Origin of the sequence: Taklimakanibacter albus (genome assembly GCF_016595235.1) — a bacterium.
GTDB classification, from domain to species: domain Bacteria; phylum Pseudomonadota; class Alphaproteobacteria; order Rhizobiales; family Aestuariivirgaceae; genus Taklimakanibacter; species Taklimakanibacter albus.
In genome coordinates this window covers 238,575-252,650 of the sequence record NZ_JAENHL010000003.1, presented here as the reverse complement: position 1 = coordinate 252,650, position 14,076 = coordinate 238,575, and the positions used below count along the sequence as shown (strand labels likewise).

Here is a 14,076-nt window from a genome sequence, read left to right as displayed (position 1 = left end):
GCATAGGAGCTGCTGGAGGCGAAGACGGCCGAGACGAGGGCCGACCCGACATCGGCGCCGAGCAGCACCGCCAGACCGATGGAGGTGCCGATGGCGCCGCCGGCGGCTAACCCTGCCACGATAAGGGCCATGGCGGTGGCGCTGCCGAGCGTCGCCGTCGCCATGGTGCCCGCCAGGAAGGCCGAGATATTGTTGCCGAGGCGCTGCTGGATGAAATGCTTCAGCCGGTCGCCCCAGCCGCGCATGATGCCGGTGCGCACCATACGCACGCCCCACAGCAGCATCGCTATGCCGCCCAGAAGCTCGATGATCACGGTCGTGCCGGCGGTCATGCGACGGAATCTCCCTCCGTCGCGCGAAGCGCGGGAAGGGAGGGCTGATGACCCGCAGGCAAAGCCCCGCACCGGTCAATCCGGCGCATCGTGATCGGGCGCCGCCGGCGCGATATTGTAGGCTTCGAGCCGTGCCGATGACGCATCGGCGGAGGTGAAGCTGAGGATCGTCGCCGTGCCCGGTGTCACCGGCACGACGCGTGACGGAGGCAATCCCAGGAACTCATGGCAGGCCGCCCGGATGACCCCGCCATGCACGACCGCCAGCGTGTCGCCGGCGCAGTGCTGCAGGCAATCGCGAATGGCGGCAGCGACCCGCTCCCGAAAGGCTTCCCATGTCTCGCCATTCTTCGGCGTGAACGTGCCGGCCCGCCAGGCGAGATAGTCCTCACGCTGTTCCGCCTCGAGCTCCGGCTTGATGCGCCCGGTCCATTCACCCATATCGATCTCGCGCAGGCGTGTATCCGTCGGAACGTCACCGAAGCCAAGCAGGCTCACGGTCTCGCGCGTCCGACCGAGATCCGAGGACACGACGCGCGCCGGCGCCAGCGCTCGGGCTAAAAGCGCGAAGCGCTTCGCCTGCTGTACGCCTCGCCGCGACAGAGGAGCATTGTCCTGGCCCTGCAGGCGCTGTTCCGCGTTCCACGTCGTTTCGCCGTGACGCACCAGTATAACTCTCATTCACCAATCCTCTCACCGGACATTGCAAAGACCGCGCTCGGCGGCTCGATAAACGTCAATGGAATGCGCTCGCCGGGTTGCGCGCGGAAATAGCCGTCGGCCATCGCGGTGATGCGCTTGCCCTCGAACAGCGCCGTCACCATCGTACGGCCGGCGATGGGGGCCGCCTCGTCGAAAATGGCGGAGATGACCGGTTTTCCTTTCTGCTCGCCGACCAGAATGTCATGCGCACGATAGAGCAGCTGCGCCTTCTCATGTTGACCCGCTTGCGCCGCCGCGGCGAGCACCAGATTGCCGAAGCGCAATTCACCGGCCTGACGCGTGACGGTCAGGAGATTGGCGGGTGGTGTGCCCAGGAAGGTCGCGACGAACGTGGTCAGCGGTTTCTCCAGGAGGTCGATGGGCGGCCCGAACTGCTCGACCTTGCCCTTGTTGAGCACCGCGACATGGCTTGCCATCGTCATCGCTTCCACCTGGTCATGCGTGACATAGACCGACGTGGCGCTCGTGGCGCGGTGAATACGCATCAGCTCGCTGCGCATCTCGATACGCAGTTTCGCATCGAGATTGGAGAGCGGCTCGTCGAACAGGAGGATGCCGGGCTTCGGGCCGATGGTGCGCGCAATGGCGACCCGCTGCTGCTGGCCGCCCGAGATCTCGGCCGGATAGCGCTGGCTCAGCTCTTCTATGCCGAGAAGCTGCAGCACCTCCGCGACACGCGCCTGGCGGTCCGCCCGGGACCATTTCGCGACTTTGAGCGGCCATTCGATATTGCCGGCGACGCTCATATGCGGCCACAGCGCATAGCTCTGGAAGACGAGCCCGGCATCGCGGTCACTCGGATCGGCGACCAGCCCCGCCTGCCCGCTCGAGACGACGCGCCCGCCAAAGACGATTTCCCCTTCGCTCGGCGTCTCGAGCCCCGCCAGCATGCGCAGCAGTGTCGATTTTCCGCAGCCCGATGGGCCGACCAGCACCAGGAAGGCGCCTTTCGGAACCGCGATATTGATGTCGTCGACGGCGGCGAAATCGCCGAACCGTTTGCTCAAATGGCTGAGGCGGATGGCGTCGGTCATGACTCTTTCCACTTCTGGACGCGATTTTCGAGACGGCGGGCGAGCATGGTCGCCACCAGGCAGACGGCGAGGATGACGACCGTGATCGCATTGGCGAATTGCAGGAAGCCTTCCGAGGCGTAGCGATAGGCCATCATGCTGAGGACCGGCGAGGTCGAGGTGAAGAGCAGCACGACGAGCGAGAGATCGCGCACGATCTTGACGAAGGCGAGGAGAGCTCCGGCGAACAGGCCGCGAATGGCGAGCGGCAGGATGATCACGCCCATCCGGCGCAGGACGCCGGCCCCGGTGAGCTTGGCGCTTTCTTCTATGTCGGCCGAGATCTGCCCGAGCACCGAGCGGCCCGATTGCACCGCATAGGGGAGGAGATGCGCCGAGGCGGCGATCACCAGCAACGCGAAAGTGCCGTAAAGCGGCGGCAGCGGACCTATGGGCCCCCCGAACAAGGCGATATAGGCGGCGGCGAAGGCGATGCTCGGAATGAAGACCGGCATGAAGGAGATCTGGGCGAGGAGCGTCGCCAGCAGAGTGCCCTTGTTGCGCGCGATCGCATGTGCGAGCGCCAGCCCCAGGATCATGGTCACCGCGGCGACCGACAAAGCAAGCTTGAGTGTCGTCCACAGCGCCTCGATCAGGACCGGGTTGCGGAAGATGCCGGCCTGTCCCTGTGCCATCTCGGTTCCGCCTTCGCCGGTCCAGAAATGCGCCGTCCAGTTCGAGAACAGAGCGCCATTCTGCGTTGCGAAGCTTGACGCGAGCAGGACCAGCGCGGGGATGAAGGTGGTGACGAGCGAGACGACGACGGCCAGGCAGAACAGCGGCCAGCGCCATTTGCCGAGTGGAAACCGCTTGGTTCGCCCGCCCTTGCCGGTGATCGTCACGAAGTTCCGGCGTCCGGTCACCAGCCTTTCACCGAACCACAGGAAAGCGGCCGAAACGGCGATGAGAAGCAGCGCAATGACGAAGCCGCGCTCGGTCTGTCCGGTTTCGATCATGCCGAAGAGGCGGGTCGAGAGCGTCTGCAGGCGAACCGGCAGGCCGAGCAGCGCCGGTGCGGCGAAATTCGAGACGGCCCCGGCGAAGGTCAGCGACGCCGCGGCGATCAGAGCCGGCGTCACCACCGGCAGAATGATGCCGAAGAAGATGCGCGACCGTCTGGCGCCGGCCACCTGGGCGGCCTCCACCAGATCGGCGCCGACCGAGCTCAGCGCCGCCGAGATGATGGTGAAGGCAAGCGAATAGTAATGCGCGATGAGCACGATGAGGGTCGGCACGAGCCCCCAGGCGAGCCAGTCCGGTATGACATACCCATTCGCCTCGAAAAATCCCACCGACCCGCCGAGCCGGCTGTTGCGGAAGAGAGCGCCCCAGGCGAGCGCCGCGGCGAAGCTCGGGATCATGAAGGGCAACGCCGCGAGGAACCACAAGGTGCGCCGCGCCGGCACATCGGTGAGAACGACGAGCCAGGCGAGGAAGCCGCCGACCAGGATGCAGCCGGTGGCGACGCCGGCGCCGAGCAGCAAGGTATTGCCGAGCGGGCGCCACCAGAGATTCAACGACAGCGAGCTGGCGAGTACCGAGAACCACGCATCGATCCCGTCCGGGGTCAGGGTGGTGAGCAGGATCTTGATCAGTGGCGCCACGACGAGCAGCACGACCAGGCCGAGAAGTGCCACGGGCAGCAGCGTATCGGCGCGCAGAAGAGTCTTCCGAGGGTGTCGGAGCGGGAAAGCGAATGCCATGAATGATGCCCCGAAGAGCCGGTGCGCCAGGCGCACCGGCTTTGCTGTCATTGCAGGGTGACGATCAGGTCGGCGATGCGTTTGCGCGCCGCAGCCGTCTTGACCGGATCGATGCGCCAGGCTTTCAGCTTGTCGAGCGGCACCGAGTCGGCATGGCTCTTGATCGAAGGACGCACCGGATAATCACCCGGAACATTGAAGGGCTCGAAGGCCGGACCACCGGTCGGTGAATTGTCGCCCATCATGAAATCGACGAGAAGGCGCGCGGCCGCCGGATTGGGCGTCTTGTCGACGACGGCGAGGACGGCCGGAAACAGGATGCCGTTGGCAGGAGTGACATCATTCGCCACCTGCAGCGCCCAGCCTTCCTTCTGGTTGTCGCGCCGATCTGAATAGGTGCCGAACCCGACCGGCGGATTCTTTGCCGTTTTGTCGCCGACCGCCTTGTTCAGCACGTCGCTGTTCGGGACCAGGATGAGATCGTTCTTGAAGAGATCGCGAATGAACTGCTCGCCGGCGCCCTGGACATCGCTTTCCAGCGTGATGGGCTTGCCGAACTGCGCTTCATAGGCCTTGGCCATGTCATCGGGATGGAGCGAGATTTCGACCAGGAGATCGAGCAGCTCGCCGCGCTGCAGCGGGTCGACCATGAGCACCCTGCCCGTCCAGTCGGGCGTGGTGAGCTGCCAGAGATTCTTCACCGGCGCACCATCGGGATTTGCCGCTTCATTATACATCAGCACCTTGGTCGACAGGCGCTGCGTCAGGAGCGGCGTCTTGTATTCGGCCGCGAGCTCGCCCGCCACGCGCGGCGGTATATAGGCATGGACGCGTTTCGGCGTCACCAGCTCGTCATAGACGACGGGCGTGTCGGCGATATAGAGCACATCGACCGCATGCACGCCGGCGCCCTGCTCGGCGACGACGCGCGCGATCTGCTTCACCGAGCTCATGTCGATGCCGACCATGTCGATGCCGGGATAGGCATCTTCGAAGGCCTTCTCGACCTTGGCGATCCGGCTCGAGAGCGAGAAGACCGTGACCTTGCCTTCCTTCTGCGCCAACGGCAGCAATTCGGCCGCCGTCAAATTGTCGAGATCCTGCGCCGCGGCGAGGCCGGCCGGGGCCAATATAGCGAGCGCCGAAAGCGCGGCGATCCTGAATGATTTCAACATGTGGTTCCTCCCATTATTCGAAGCTTTTGAACAGCTCCGTCAGATTCTCCAGGGCACTCATCATCCGCTTCTTGTGCCGGCCGGCGATCGTCAGCAGGACGGCATTCACGATGGCGAAGGGAATGGTGGGCGTCTGGAATTCGCTACCCGACCTGCCGCGCGGCGCCGCCAGCATGAGATCGGCTTCCGGCCGCATCATCGGCCCGGCGAGATCGGAAATGAGGATGACCGGCGCCTTGCGGCGCCGGCAGAGATCGACGAGAGGTGCGTAGCTGTGCGGCTGCTTGCGAAAGGCGAGCGCCACGACGATGTCTTTCTTGTCCAGGCTCACCACACGCTCGGCGATGTCGCGCCCGCGCCCTTGCAGGGCGATCGTGGTCAGACCGAAGCGATCGAGGCGGCGCTGCAGGAAGCTGGTGACCGACTGCGCATGGCCCTGCCCGAACAGATAGACACGCCCGGCGGCGACGATCATGTCGGCCGCCCGATCGATGTCTTTCTGGGGAATGCACTGCTGCAGGTTCTCGAGCGCGCTGATTTCACTGCCGATGAGATCGGCGAGATAATCACCATGCGCGACCTTTTCCAGCGACCGGCGGATGCGGTTGGCGGCGTCCTGGCTCTCCATCATGCCACGCTGCAGGTCGGCGCGCATTTCAGGATAGCCCTTGTAGCCGAGCTTCTGCGCCAGCCGGGTCGCCGCGGCCTCATGGACATTGACGCGTTCGGCGAGCTGCGTCGCCGAAAGGAACACCGCCTCGGCGGAATTCTCCGTGAGAACGCCGATCAGGCGATGATCCGCTTCGGTGAGCCGTGGCGATTGAGCTTTGATACGGTCGAGCAATGTCATGGTCTTGCAGTTTTTTGCAGAAGTTCAGTTCTATGCAAGATTATTTGCAGACTCGCGCGCTGTCAAGCCGCTCTGCGATTGCCCGCAAAGGCCATGGCACCGGAACGGGATTTGATGGCTCAGCGCGAGATGGCGTCGTCCGCCGCCGCCCGGCCCCGGAGCGACGGCCGGTCGAGCCGAAGCAAGGGATGCGCCGTCTTGCCGTCGACGGCGTCGGCGACGAGCGGCCCGAGAGCCGGCCCGAATTTGAAGGCATGACCCGAGCAGCCGCAGGCGAGCACGACCGGTCCGACGCGATCGACGATGAAGTCGCCATCGGGTGTCATCGTCCAGGGATGGCGCTGGGCGAGCTGCACCTGGCGCGGGAAAGCCGGCATGCGGCGGTCGAGCCAGGCGAAGAGCCGCGCCTGCTCTTGCAGGTCGGGTTGCCACGCCGAGACATCGGGCGACCAGCCTTCCTGTCCGGTGCTGAAGGCGAGCTTGTAACCAACGCCGGGCACCGGATGGCCATAGACGCCGCCCAGTCCTTCACCATCGCCGCCCCATTCGCCGATGCCCGGCTGATCGACGAGCTCCGGCGCGGCGATGAACGTGACCTGCGCGATCGAAGGTGCCAGCGGCACGACGATGCCGAGCTCGTCGAGGAGCGCGCCTGACCACGGGCCGGCGGCGATCACTACCGTCTCGGCATGAATCCGGCGCTTCTCCGTCACCACGAGGGTGGGATTTCCGGGCTCGATCGCGACGACACGTTCAGGCGCGTGCGAGGCGACACCTTGCGCCAGCACCTTCGCCTTGAGCGCCGCCATGCCATTGTCGGACAGCACCGTGCCCGCCTGCGCATGGAACAGGCCGTTGTCTTCGGGCGCGCCCAGCAGGTGGGGCAGCTTCCGGCTGAGGCCCGCCGAGTCGAGCTCGTCGATGACGCCGCCCGCCTCACGCACCGCTGCGGCAATAGCGGCGAGCTTATTGTCGAGGCCGAAATCGACTTGGCCGGTCAGATGCAGGATCTGTTCTCCGCTCGCGTCTTCAAGCGCGCGCCAGCGGCGGATCGCGTCCAGGGCGAGCGTCACATAGAAAGGATGATCATAGGCAATTCGGATGCCGCGCGAGCGGCCGGTGGAGGATGTCGCCGGATGGCCGCTGCCGAAGCGATCGATGATGGCGACGCGTTTCCCGCGCAGGGCCAGCTCGCTGGCGGCGGCCAGGCCGAATATGCCGGCCCCGACGACGACGACATCAAACGAGCTGTGCATTCATGGCTCTCCTTGCGCGAAGCCACCGAGGACCTGACAGGTTCGCGGCATCGACAATATGACTGACCGCGAGAAAGAGAATCAGGGTTTCTCAGGCGCCACAACTACTTTGCGGGACATGGAGACGATTGACGCATGGTAAGGAGAGTGCCAGGATGATGGCCAGAGGGCGGCTTTACTCACATAGCATCGTACCGACACAATGAGGGCAGTGTTGAGACGCGCAAAAAGTTCTGGTCATGAAGATCTTGCGCAGCCTCGTCCTCGCCGCCGCTTTTGCGTCCGCGCCGCCGGCAGCCCGGGCTGAGGTGGTCATTAGGAATGATTGGGGTGGAGTTGTCCGGGTATATTACCAGCGTGTTCTCGAGCTGAATCAACGAGGCGAAAGCGTGAGGATCGGCGGGACCTGCGGCTCCGCATGCACGCTTTATCTTGCCGTTCAGCGCTATTGCGTGGAAGCCGACGCGCGATTGCGTTTTCATGCCGTGCATCTCAAGGGCAACGACAAGATGGCGCGGCTGTTTACCCGCTGGCTGTTCAGCAAATATCCGCCGGCGGTCCAGGCCTGGATCAAGGGCCAGGGAGGATTGAGCTCGCGGGCACTCATCCTTCGCGGCGAGGCATTGCGAAAAGCCGTGCGGATTTGCCCTTAGATCACGATCGCATCAGGTTCGCGCAGAGCCCCCCGCTTCAGCTACTGGTTCCAGTCACATTCGACTAGTCGACCGTGAACTATCACGAACCCATTGATTGGATTGAATGAGCGGCTGGATTTGAGATTTTGATATTGCCGGAAAGCCCGGGTTGGGTGGCGATTTTCTTGCAATATCGATTGGGGATTCTGCGACTCAGCGAAGCGTGATCTCGCAGCCAATTGTGTGACAGATGTGTGCAGCATGTCTTTCCCCTGGTCTAATTGAGGGGCGGCCTGAAATAGAGCTCTTCGTCACCGGGCAGCGAGCCGTAAGTATAGGGCTCCTGAGTGCCGTTGGTTTGCCTGAGCACGCTGTCGCGGACTTTCCGGAAGAGGAAGCCGATTTCCACGCCAGGGCGCCTCAGCTGTTCGATCAAAGCCACGACGAAAGGGCTATTGCCGCTGTCGCCATCGAGCGCGATCTCTCCCGCTTTCGCGGCATACGCTACGAGCACACCGCCTTGCGGCTCGACGCGGCTCAGGCCACGCCCGATCGAACGCGTCGAGGCGACGCGAGTCATTGAGGCCAGGAACGGATTGTTACGGCATGCATCAAGGATGACCAGCCGGAATTTCCTGGCGCCGGCCGTCGCTTCTACGACGTGGTCGAGGGGAATGGTCTCGAACAGGACACGGCGATCCGAATCGAGCTTGGCATCGACGGGAATGATGTAGTTCTGAGCGTCGAGCTCGATGCCATGCCCGGCATAGTAGACCACGGCCCAGTCGGCACGCGCGGCGTCTTCGGCGAATTCCGCGAGCGCCGCCCAGGTCGCTTGTCGGTCGAGGTCGAGCTTGAGTGTCACTTTCTCAAAGCCAAGGCTTGTCAAGGTGTCCGCGATGGCGCGCGCATCCGTTGGCGGATTCTTGAGCGCGGGAACCGCGGCATAGCTGGAATTGCCAATGATGAGAGCAATGCGGCGACCCAGCACCTGTTTATCAGCGGCGGCAAGAGGTTCTGGCGGGGGCGAGAGTTTCGCCGTCACGATCGGCTGCGGTTCCTGAACGGTCGGGTTGAGATCGCGATCAAGCTTGACGGCAGTCGTCTGCGTCTCGAGGGTCAACTCGGTCTGATCGGGCTCGGAAGGTGGTTTACTGTTACCCTTCTTGGCGACAATGACAGGTTTCTTGGGCCGCGGTGCAGGCTCCACGGCTTTCTGCGATGGCTTGACGGGCTTCTTCGCGGCGACCTGTTTCTTTGCCGGCTCCGGCTTAGCCTTTGCAGAGTTGCCCGGAGCGGAGCGCAGACATGTCGCACGGTCGGGAAATTGTCCCTGTTTCCACCAGCGAGTTGGGCAGATCGGGCCGGGGTTGCAGGTCCATATTCCGGAATTGTTTATTCCGCCACAGACACCAGCCTGGGCAGGCATGTTGGAATGGATAAGAATAAACACCACAAAGAGGAAAAGAACTGAATGTCTAAGTCTCATTTGCGCCGTCCTGCCATCCACGCTTGGATACAAATTACCCTAACGGAAATTTCTTAGAAGTGAAACATGAAAGGCGCTGGAACCTGCTGGACAAGCACGCACTTGCGCCTTTGTCGCTCATATTAATGGCGACGGATTCTTCGCTTCCCCGGCACTGCAGAACGCGACACTGCCGAGCCTGCCATGAAACTTCGCCGTGTGATCTTGTTCGGGCGCGCCATCTGGAACGAGTGAGGTCCTAGAGGATCAGATTCCGTCGCGATCCGCCCCTCCCAGATGAGAGGTACGCAGTATTCCCCTGACCTAGCGCCAAGTACCGAGAAGGCAGAGCATGCCGCGTGACCCGTCATCCTCGAAGCGGCGGCGCTGGTGCTCGACGGCCCTGCGGCAACCGCGCCAAGGTGCAACGCCACTACTATCGACGTCGTGACAACAGCAGCTCATAGCGCCAGCACAAATGTCTTCTTAATCCCCAGAGATTTCAATATCTTCCGGAAACTGGTGGAGCAGAGGGGGATCGAACCCCTGACCTCGGCATTGCGAACGCCGCGCTCTCCCAACTGAGCTACTGCCCCTTCCACAGGACGGGGCTGTGTAAGGTCCGCCAGACGGCCTGTCAAGCTTTCGCCGCCTTGCGCCGGCCGCCCCGGGTCTCTAAATCTCAGGGCTAGTTCCCGACAGAGGCGCGCATGATTTCCATCCTCAACCTGATCGACCTCATCCTGAATATCTATACCTGGATCATCATCGCGGTGGTGGTCATGAGCTGGTTGATCGGCTTCAACATCATCAACGGGCATAACAACATTGTCCGCCAGATCCGCTATGCCCTCTACCGGCTGACCGAGCCGGTGCTCGGCCCCATCCGCCGGATTCTGCCAGATCTGGGCGGCATCGACCTCTCCCCTATCGTGGCACTCGTCGCCATCTGGTTCATCCGCAGCCTGATGTGGGAATATGGGCCCAGGCTCCTGATGTGACGGCGCTTCCCTTCCGGCCGGACGCAACTGGCGGTTCGCTCTATCTCCGCGTGACACCCAAGTCGGCTCGTCCCGGGATTGCCGGGCTTTTCCAGGACGCGGACGGCAAAGTGTCGCTTCAGGTTAAAGTCACGGCGCAACCGGAAAAGGGTAAAGCCAACGAAGCCGTTATCGACTTCCTGGCCGAAACGCTGCGGCTTCCCCGCAAAGCCTTCACCCTCACCGCCGGCGAGACGAGCCGTCTGAAGACGGTCCATATCGCCGGCAATCCCGCCGCCATCGAGCAGACGCTCAGCCACCTCATTCAGGATCAGACATCATGACCGCCAAAGTGATCGACGGAAAAGCCTATGCCGAGGGACTGCGCGTCCGTATCGCCAAAGCCGTGAAGGAGCTCGGGGCCAAGCACGGGCTGAAGCCCGGCCTCGCGGTGGTGCTGGTCGGCGAGGATCCGGCGAGCAAGGTCTATGTCGCCAACAAGGCCAAGCAGACGGTCGAGGTCGGCATGAACTCCTGGGAGCACCGGCTCGATGCCGCGACCTCGGAGAAGGATCTCCTCGCGCTGGTCGACAAGCTCAACAATGATCCCGCCGTGCATGGCATCCTGGTGCAATTGCCGCTGCCCAAGCAGATCGACTCCACCAAGGTGCTGAACACCATCAACCCGGCCAAGGATGTCGACGGCTTCCATGTGGTGAATGCCGGCAAGCTCGCGACTGGCCAGGACTCGCTCGTCGCCTGCACGCCGGTCGGCTCGGTCATGCTGGCCAAGGATGCGCTGGGCAAGCTCGACGGACTCGAAGCCGTCGTCATCGGCCGCTCCAACATCGTCGGCAAGCCGGTGGCTCAGCTTCTGCTGCAGGAGAACTGCACAGTCACCATCGCGCATTCGAAGACCAAGGATCTTCCCGGCGTGGTGCGCCGTGCCGATCTCGTCATCGCCGCCGTCGGCCGGCCCGAAATGGTGAAGGGCGACTGGATCAAGCCGGGCGCCTGCGTCATCGATGTCGGCATCAATCGCATCGAGCGCGACGGCAAGGGCAAGCTCGTCGGTGATTGCGATTATGCGTCCTGCTCGGCTGTGGCGGGCTCGATCACTCCGGTGCCGGGCGGCGTCGGCCCGATGACCATCGCCTGTCTCCTGCACAATACGGTGCGTGCCGCTTGCGCGCAGAAGTCTGTGCCCGTTCCGGAAATGTGAGTTGGGGGCTACCGCGCAATCCGCGTCGAGAGGATGATCGAGGACAAAGTGCGCTCGACTCCTTCCGTCTCGCCGATGCGGTCGATCAGCCGGTCGAGATCGGCGATCGAGGGCGCGGCGATGATGGCGATCAGGTCATAGGGCCCGTTGACCGAATAAAGCTGCGTCACTTCATGGATCGCATTGAGCTCGGCCGTCACTGCCGAGAGTGATTTCGGCGCGATGGTGATCAGCACATGCGCGCGGATGAGATCGCTCAGATAGGCATCCGACAATCTCACCCCATAGCCGGAAATAACGCCGTGCTGCTCCAGCCGCTCGATCCTGGCCTGGACGGTGGTACGCGACAGGCCGAGCTTGCGGGCCAGTGTGGCGACCGGCATGCGGGCATCCTCGCCCAAAAGAGCCAGCAATTTCCGATCCTTGTCAGTAATCTGCATTCTGTGAAATATCCATGGCGATCTGCCAAAAATTATACTTCAATCTGTATAATTCGCCACTAGGAATCGAAAGTTAAGGCCAGCATCCTGAAGCCCGAACAATTCAGGAGGTCACGCCATGAAAGACATCGTGGTCATGGGCGCCGGCAAGATCGGCGGCGCCATCGCCCGGATGCTGGCGGCCAGCGGCAGCTATCGCGTCACCGTCGCCGACCGCAGTGAGGCGCAACTGGCGGCCCTCACGCCGCATCGGGCCATATCGACGGCCAGCGTCGACATCACCGACAGCAGCGCGCTGGCGACGCTCCTCGCCGGCCGTTACGCGGTCCTCTCCGCAGCGCCCTTCCATCTCACCGGCAGGATCGCCGAGGTCGCGGCCAAGGCCGGGGTGCACTATCTCGACCTGACCGAGGATGTCGCCACCACCCGCAAGGTCGAAGCGATGGCCGCGGGTGCCAAGACCGCGCTCATCCCGCAATGCGGGCTGGCGCCGGGCTTCATCTCGATCGTCGCCCATGATCTCACCCGCCATTTCGACACGCTCGACAGCGTGCGCATGCGCGTCGGCGCACTTCCGCAATATCCCTCGAACGCGCTCAATTACAATCTCACCTGGAGCACCGACGGGCTCATCAACGAATATATCGAGCCTTGCGAGGCGATCGTCGAAGGCAAGCTGGTGACGATGCCCGCCATGGAGGAGCGCGAGGAATTTTCGCTCGACGGCATCACCTATGAAGCCTTCAACACATCGGGCGGCCTCGGCACGCTGGCCAAGACGCTGGAAGGCCGGGTGCGCACCATGAACTACCGCACCATTCGTTATCCCGGCCATCAGGCGATCATGAAGGCGCTGCTGAACGACCTCAATCTCAAGAACCGCCGCGACGTGCTGAAGGATATCTTCGAAAACGCGCTGCCCGCCACGATGCAGGATGTCGTCGTCATCTTCGTCACCGTCTGCGGCTGGAAGGATGGACGTTATCTCCAGGAAACCTATGCCAGGAAGGTCTATGCCGGCACCGTCGCCGGTGAAGAGATGAGCGCCATCCAGATCACCACCGCGGCCGGCATCTGCACGCTGCTCGACCTCCTCGCCCATGGCAAATTGCGCCGGCAAGGTTTCGTGCGGCAGGAGGAAGTGGCGCTAGCCGACTTCCTCGCCAACCGCTTCGGACATGTCTATGACGCCGAGCCGGTGCGGCTGGCAAAAGCGGGATAACGGCGGTCCGTCCTGAAATGTGATCAGGCGGCCTGGCGGACGAGAACGCCGAGCGCCGTCGTGATCAGGCGGGCGAAGGTGAGCGCGCCTATGCCATCGACATCGCGCTCCGGCATGAATTCGACGAAGTCCATGGCGCAGATGCGTCCCCGCTGGGCCGCGCCCTTGATGAGATCGGCCGCCTGATAGTAGCTGAGCCCTCCCGGCGCCCGCCCGATGACGCCTGGCACCAGCGCCGGGTCGAGCGCATCGGCATCGATGCAGACGATGATGCTGCTGCCTTCCGGAATGAGGTCGAGGACGGCGCCGACGCCCTGCCGGTGAAGGTCGTGCGCCGTCACGAATTTGACGCCCCAGGCGAGCGCGTCGGCATAGTCGCTGGTCGCGGCCGAGCCGATGCCGCGCGCGCCCACCTGGATGATCCGCTCGACATGCGCCATTTCCGAGGCCCGGCGCATGGTCGACGACAGGCCGAGGCGCTCGCCCATATGGATGTCGCGCCAGTCGATATGCGCATCGATCTGCAGGATCGTGAATTTCTGCCCCCTGGCCGAGGCGCCGACCGCCTCCAGCATCGCGATCGGAATGGAATCATCGCCGCCGATGAGCACCGGCACCGCGCCGCGCTTCACCACCTTGGTCACGGCCTCGGCGATGCGGCCGCGATTGCCGGCGGCATCGGTTTCATCAAAGGGCAGGTCGCCGCAATCGACCGGACGCAGATGCGGCGCGGGGAAGACCGGCCCGCCATGGTCGAAATCGTGACGGTCGACATTGGCCGTCAGCGCACCGGTGGCGCGGCGCAGCGCCTGCGGCGCATTGCGGCAATAGGCGCCGACGGAAGCATAGGGCGTGGCGCAGGGCGCACCGATGAGGGCGACGGGCGCCGCCAGCGTGTCGAGATCGGCACAGGCCTCGAGGCCGAGGAAAGTGGAGGTCTCGGGGGCGGCGCCGAACAGGGCGCCGAGATCGGGTTTCGCGGTCAAGATGTTCTCCA

Annotated in this window: 14 protein-coding genes, 1 tRNA gene and 1 pseudogene; 5 read left to right on the top strand and 11 right to left on the bottom strand. The window is 63.5% G+C overall.

The annotated features are described in order from the left end of the window. From JHL16_RS01250 to JHL16_RS01220, 7 genes and pseudogenes are all read right to left on the bottom strand, one after another. Nucleotides 1-332 (bottom strand): annotated as a pseudogene (locus tag JHL16_RS01250) (Na/Pi cotransporter family protein); the annotation flags it as partial. 75 nt (nt 333-407) lie between these two features. Then, entirely contained in the window at nt 408-1,013 is a 606-nt protein-coding gene (locus tag JHL16_RS01245; RefSeq protein ID WP_200183080.1) for a histidine phosphatase family protein, read from the bottom strand. Then, the gene (locus JHL16_RS01240; RefSeq protein ID WP_200183079.1) at nt 1,010-2,089 is read right to left on the bottom strand and encodes an ABC transporter ATP-binding protein; all 1,080 of its coding nucleotides are present in this window, start codon (nt 2,087-2,089) and stop codon (nt 1,010-1,012) included. The genes JHL16_RS01245 and JHL16_RS01240 overlap by 4 nt, the downstream gene beginning before the upstream one ends. Continuing rightward, a complete protein-coding gene (locus JHL16_RS01235) occupies nt 2,086-3,831 on the bottom strand; it encodes an ABC transporter permease (protein ID WP_200183078.1) in 1,746 nt (581 codons plus the stop codon). The genes JHL16_RS01240 and JHL16_RS01235 overlap by 4 nt, the downstream gene beginning before the upstream one ends. A gap of 47 nt (nt 3,832-3,878) precedes the next feature. Next, nucleotides 3,879-5,006: an ABC transporter substrate-binding protein gene (locus JHL16_RS01230; protein WP_200183077.1), complete on the bottom strand. Its 1,128-nt coding sequence runs from the start codon at nt 5,004-5,006 to the stop codon at nt 3,879-3,881. A gap of 13 nt (nt 5,007-5,019) precedes the next feature. After that, nucleotides 5,020-5,856, bottom strand: a complete 837-nt coding sequence (locus JHL16_RS01225) for a MurR/RpiR family transcriptional regulator (protein ID WP_200183076.1) — start codon at nt 5,854-5,856, stop codon at nt 5,020-5,022. Between the two features lie 119 nt (nt 5,857-5,975). Beyond that, nucleotides 5,976-7,112, bottom strand: a complete 1,137-nt coding sequence (locus JHL16_RS01220) for an FAD-dependent oxidoreductase (protein WP_200183075.1) — start codon at nt 7,110-7,112, stop codon at nt 5,976-5,978. 239 nt (nt 7,113-7,351) lie between these two features. On the opposite strand from JHL16_RS01220, the gene JHL16_RS01215 reads away from it, so the two are divergent. After that, entirely contained in the window at nt 7,352-7,765 is a 414-nt protein-coding gene (locus tag JHL16_RS01215) for a hypothetical protein (protein WP_200183074.1), read from the top strand. Nucleotides 7,766-8,024: 259 nt separating this feature from the next. On the opposite strand, the gene JHL16_RS34850 is transcribed toward JHL16_RS01215, so the two are convergent. Next, nucleotides 8,025-9,236 (bottom strand): caspase family protein, encoded by a 1,212-nt coding sequence (locus tag JHL16_RS34850; protein ID WP_246770719.1) that lies wholly within the window; start codon nt 9,234-9,236, stop codon nt 8,025-8,027. 499 nt (nt 9,237-9,735) lie between these two features. Beyond that, nucleotides 9,736-9,811 (bottom strand) — tRNA-Ala (locus tag JHL16_RS01205). A 114-nt stretch (nt 9,812-9,925) separates the two neighbouring features. On the opposite strand from JHL16_RS01205, the gene JHL16_RS01200 reads away from it, so the two are divergent. From JHL16_RS01200 to folD, 3 genes are read left to right on the top strand one after another with little or no spacing between them, the layout of a single operon-like run. After that, nucleotides 9,926-10,216 (top strand): YggT family protein, encoded by a 291-nt coding sequence (locus tag JHL16_RS01200; RefSeq protein WP_200183073.1) that lies wholly within the window; start codon nt 9,926-9,928, stop codon nt 10,214-10,216. After that, nucleotides 10,213-10,539 (top strand): DUF167 family protein, encoded by a 327-nt coding sequence (locus JHL16_RS01195; protein ID WP_200183072.1) that lies wholly within the window; start codon nt 10,213-10,215, stop codon nt 10,537-10,539. Before JHL16_RS01200 ends, JHL16_RS01195 begins: the two co-directional genes overlap by 4 nt. Then, nucleotides 10,536-11,417 carry a bifunctional methylenetetrahydrofolate dehydrogenase/methenyltetrahydrofolate cyclohydrolase FolD gene (gene folD / locus JHL16_RS01190; RefSeq protein ID WP_200183071.1) on the top strand — a complete coding sequence of 294 codons (882 nt, stop codon included), beginning with the start codon at nt 10,536-10,538 and terminating at the stop codon, nt 11,415-11,417. The genes JHL16_RS01195 and folD overlap by 4 nt, the downstream gene beginning before the upstream one ends. An 8-nt stretch (nt 11,418-11,425) precedes the next feature. Here the strand turns inward: folD and JHL16_RS01185 are convergent, their stop codons facing one another. Further along, complete coding sequence (locus JHL16_RS01185; RefSeq protein ID WP_200183070.1) at nt 11,426-11,857, bottom strand: Lrp/AsnC family transcriptional regulator; 432 nt, start codon at nt 11,855-11,857, stop codon at nt 11,426-11,428. A gap of 118 nt (nt 11,858-11,975) precedes the next feature. On the opposite strand from JHL16_RS01185, the gene JHL16_RS01180 reads away from it, so the two are divergent. Continuing rightward, nucleotides 11,976-13,079, top strand: a complete 1,104-nt coding sequence (locus JHL16_RS01180; RefSeq protein WP_200183069.1) for a saccharopine dehydrogenase family protein — start codon at nt 11,976-11,978, stop codon at nt 13,077-13,079. Between the two features lie 23 nt (nt 13,080-13,102). On the opposite strand, the gene JHL16_RS01175 is transcribed toward JHL16_RS01180, so the two are convergent. Beyond that, nucleotides 13,103-14,065 carry an arginase family protein gene (locus JHL16_RS01175; RefSeq protein WP_200183068.1) on the bottom strand — a complete coding sequence of 321 codons (963 nt, stop codon included), beginning with the start codon at nt 14,063-14,065 and terminating at the stop codon, nt 13,103-13,105. Nucleotides 14,066-14,076 lie beyond the last annotated feature (11 nt).

Excerpts from the sequence above, each read along its gene's own strand:
- JHL16_RS01245 (WP_200183080.1), bottom strand. The coding sequence starts at position 1,013 with ATGAGAGTTATACTGGTGCGTCACGGCGAAACGACGTGGAACGCGGAA.
- JHL16_RS01240 (WP_200183079.1), bottom strand. The coding sequence starts at position 2,089 with ATGACCGACGCCATCCGCCTCAGCCATTTGAGCAAACGGTTCGGCGAT.
- JHL16_RS01235 (WP_200183078.1), bottom strand. The coding sequence starts at position 3,831 with ATGGCATTCGCTTTCCCGCTCCGACACCCTCGGAAGACTCTTCTGCGC.
- JHL16_RS01230 (WP_200183077.1), bottom strand. The coding sequence starts at position 5,006 with ATGTTGAAATCATTCAGGATCGCCGCGCTTTCGGCGCTCGCTATATTG.
- JHL16_RS01225 (WP_200183076.1), bottom strand. The coding sequence starts at position 5,856 with ATGACATTGCTCGACCGTATCAAAGCTCAATCGCCACGGCTCACCGAA.
- JHL16_RS01220 (WP_200183075.1), bottom strand. The coding sequence starts at position 7,112 with ATGCACAGCTCGTTTGATGTCGTCGTCGTCGGGGCCGGCATATTCGGC.
- JHL16_RS01215 (WP_200183074.1), top strand. The coding sequence starts at position 7,352 with ATGAAGATCTTGCGCAGCCTCGTCCTCGCCGCCGCTTTTGCGTCCGCG.
- JHL16_RS34850 (WP_246770719.1), bottom strand. The coding sequence starts at position 9,236 with ATGAGACTTAGACATTCAGTTCTTTTCCTCTTTGTGGTGTTTATTCTT.
- JHL16_RS01200 (WP_200183073.1), top strand. The coding sequence starts at position 9,926 with ATGATTTCCATCCTCAACCTGATCGACCTCATCCTGAATATCTATACC.
- folD (WP_200183071.1), top strand. The coding sequence starts at position 10,536 with ATGACCGCCAAAGTGATCGACGGAAAAGCCTATGCCGAGGGACTGCGC.
- JHL16_RS01185 (WP_200183070.1), bottom strand. The coding sequence starts at position 11,857 with ATGCAGATTACTGACAAGGATCGGAAATTGCTGGCTCTTTTGGGCGAG.
- JHL16_RS01180 (WP_200183069.1), top strand. The coding sequence starts at position 11,976 with ATGAAAGACATCGTGGTCATGGGCGCCGGCAAGATCGGCGGCGCCATC.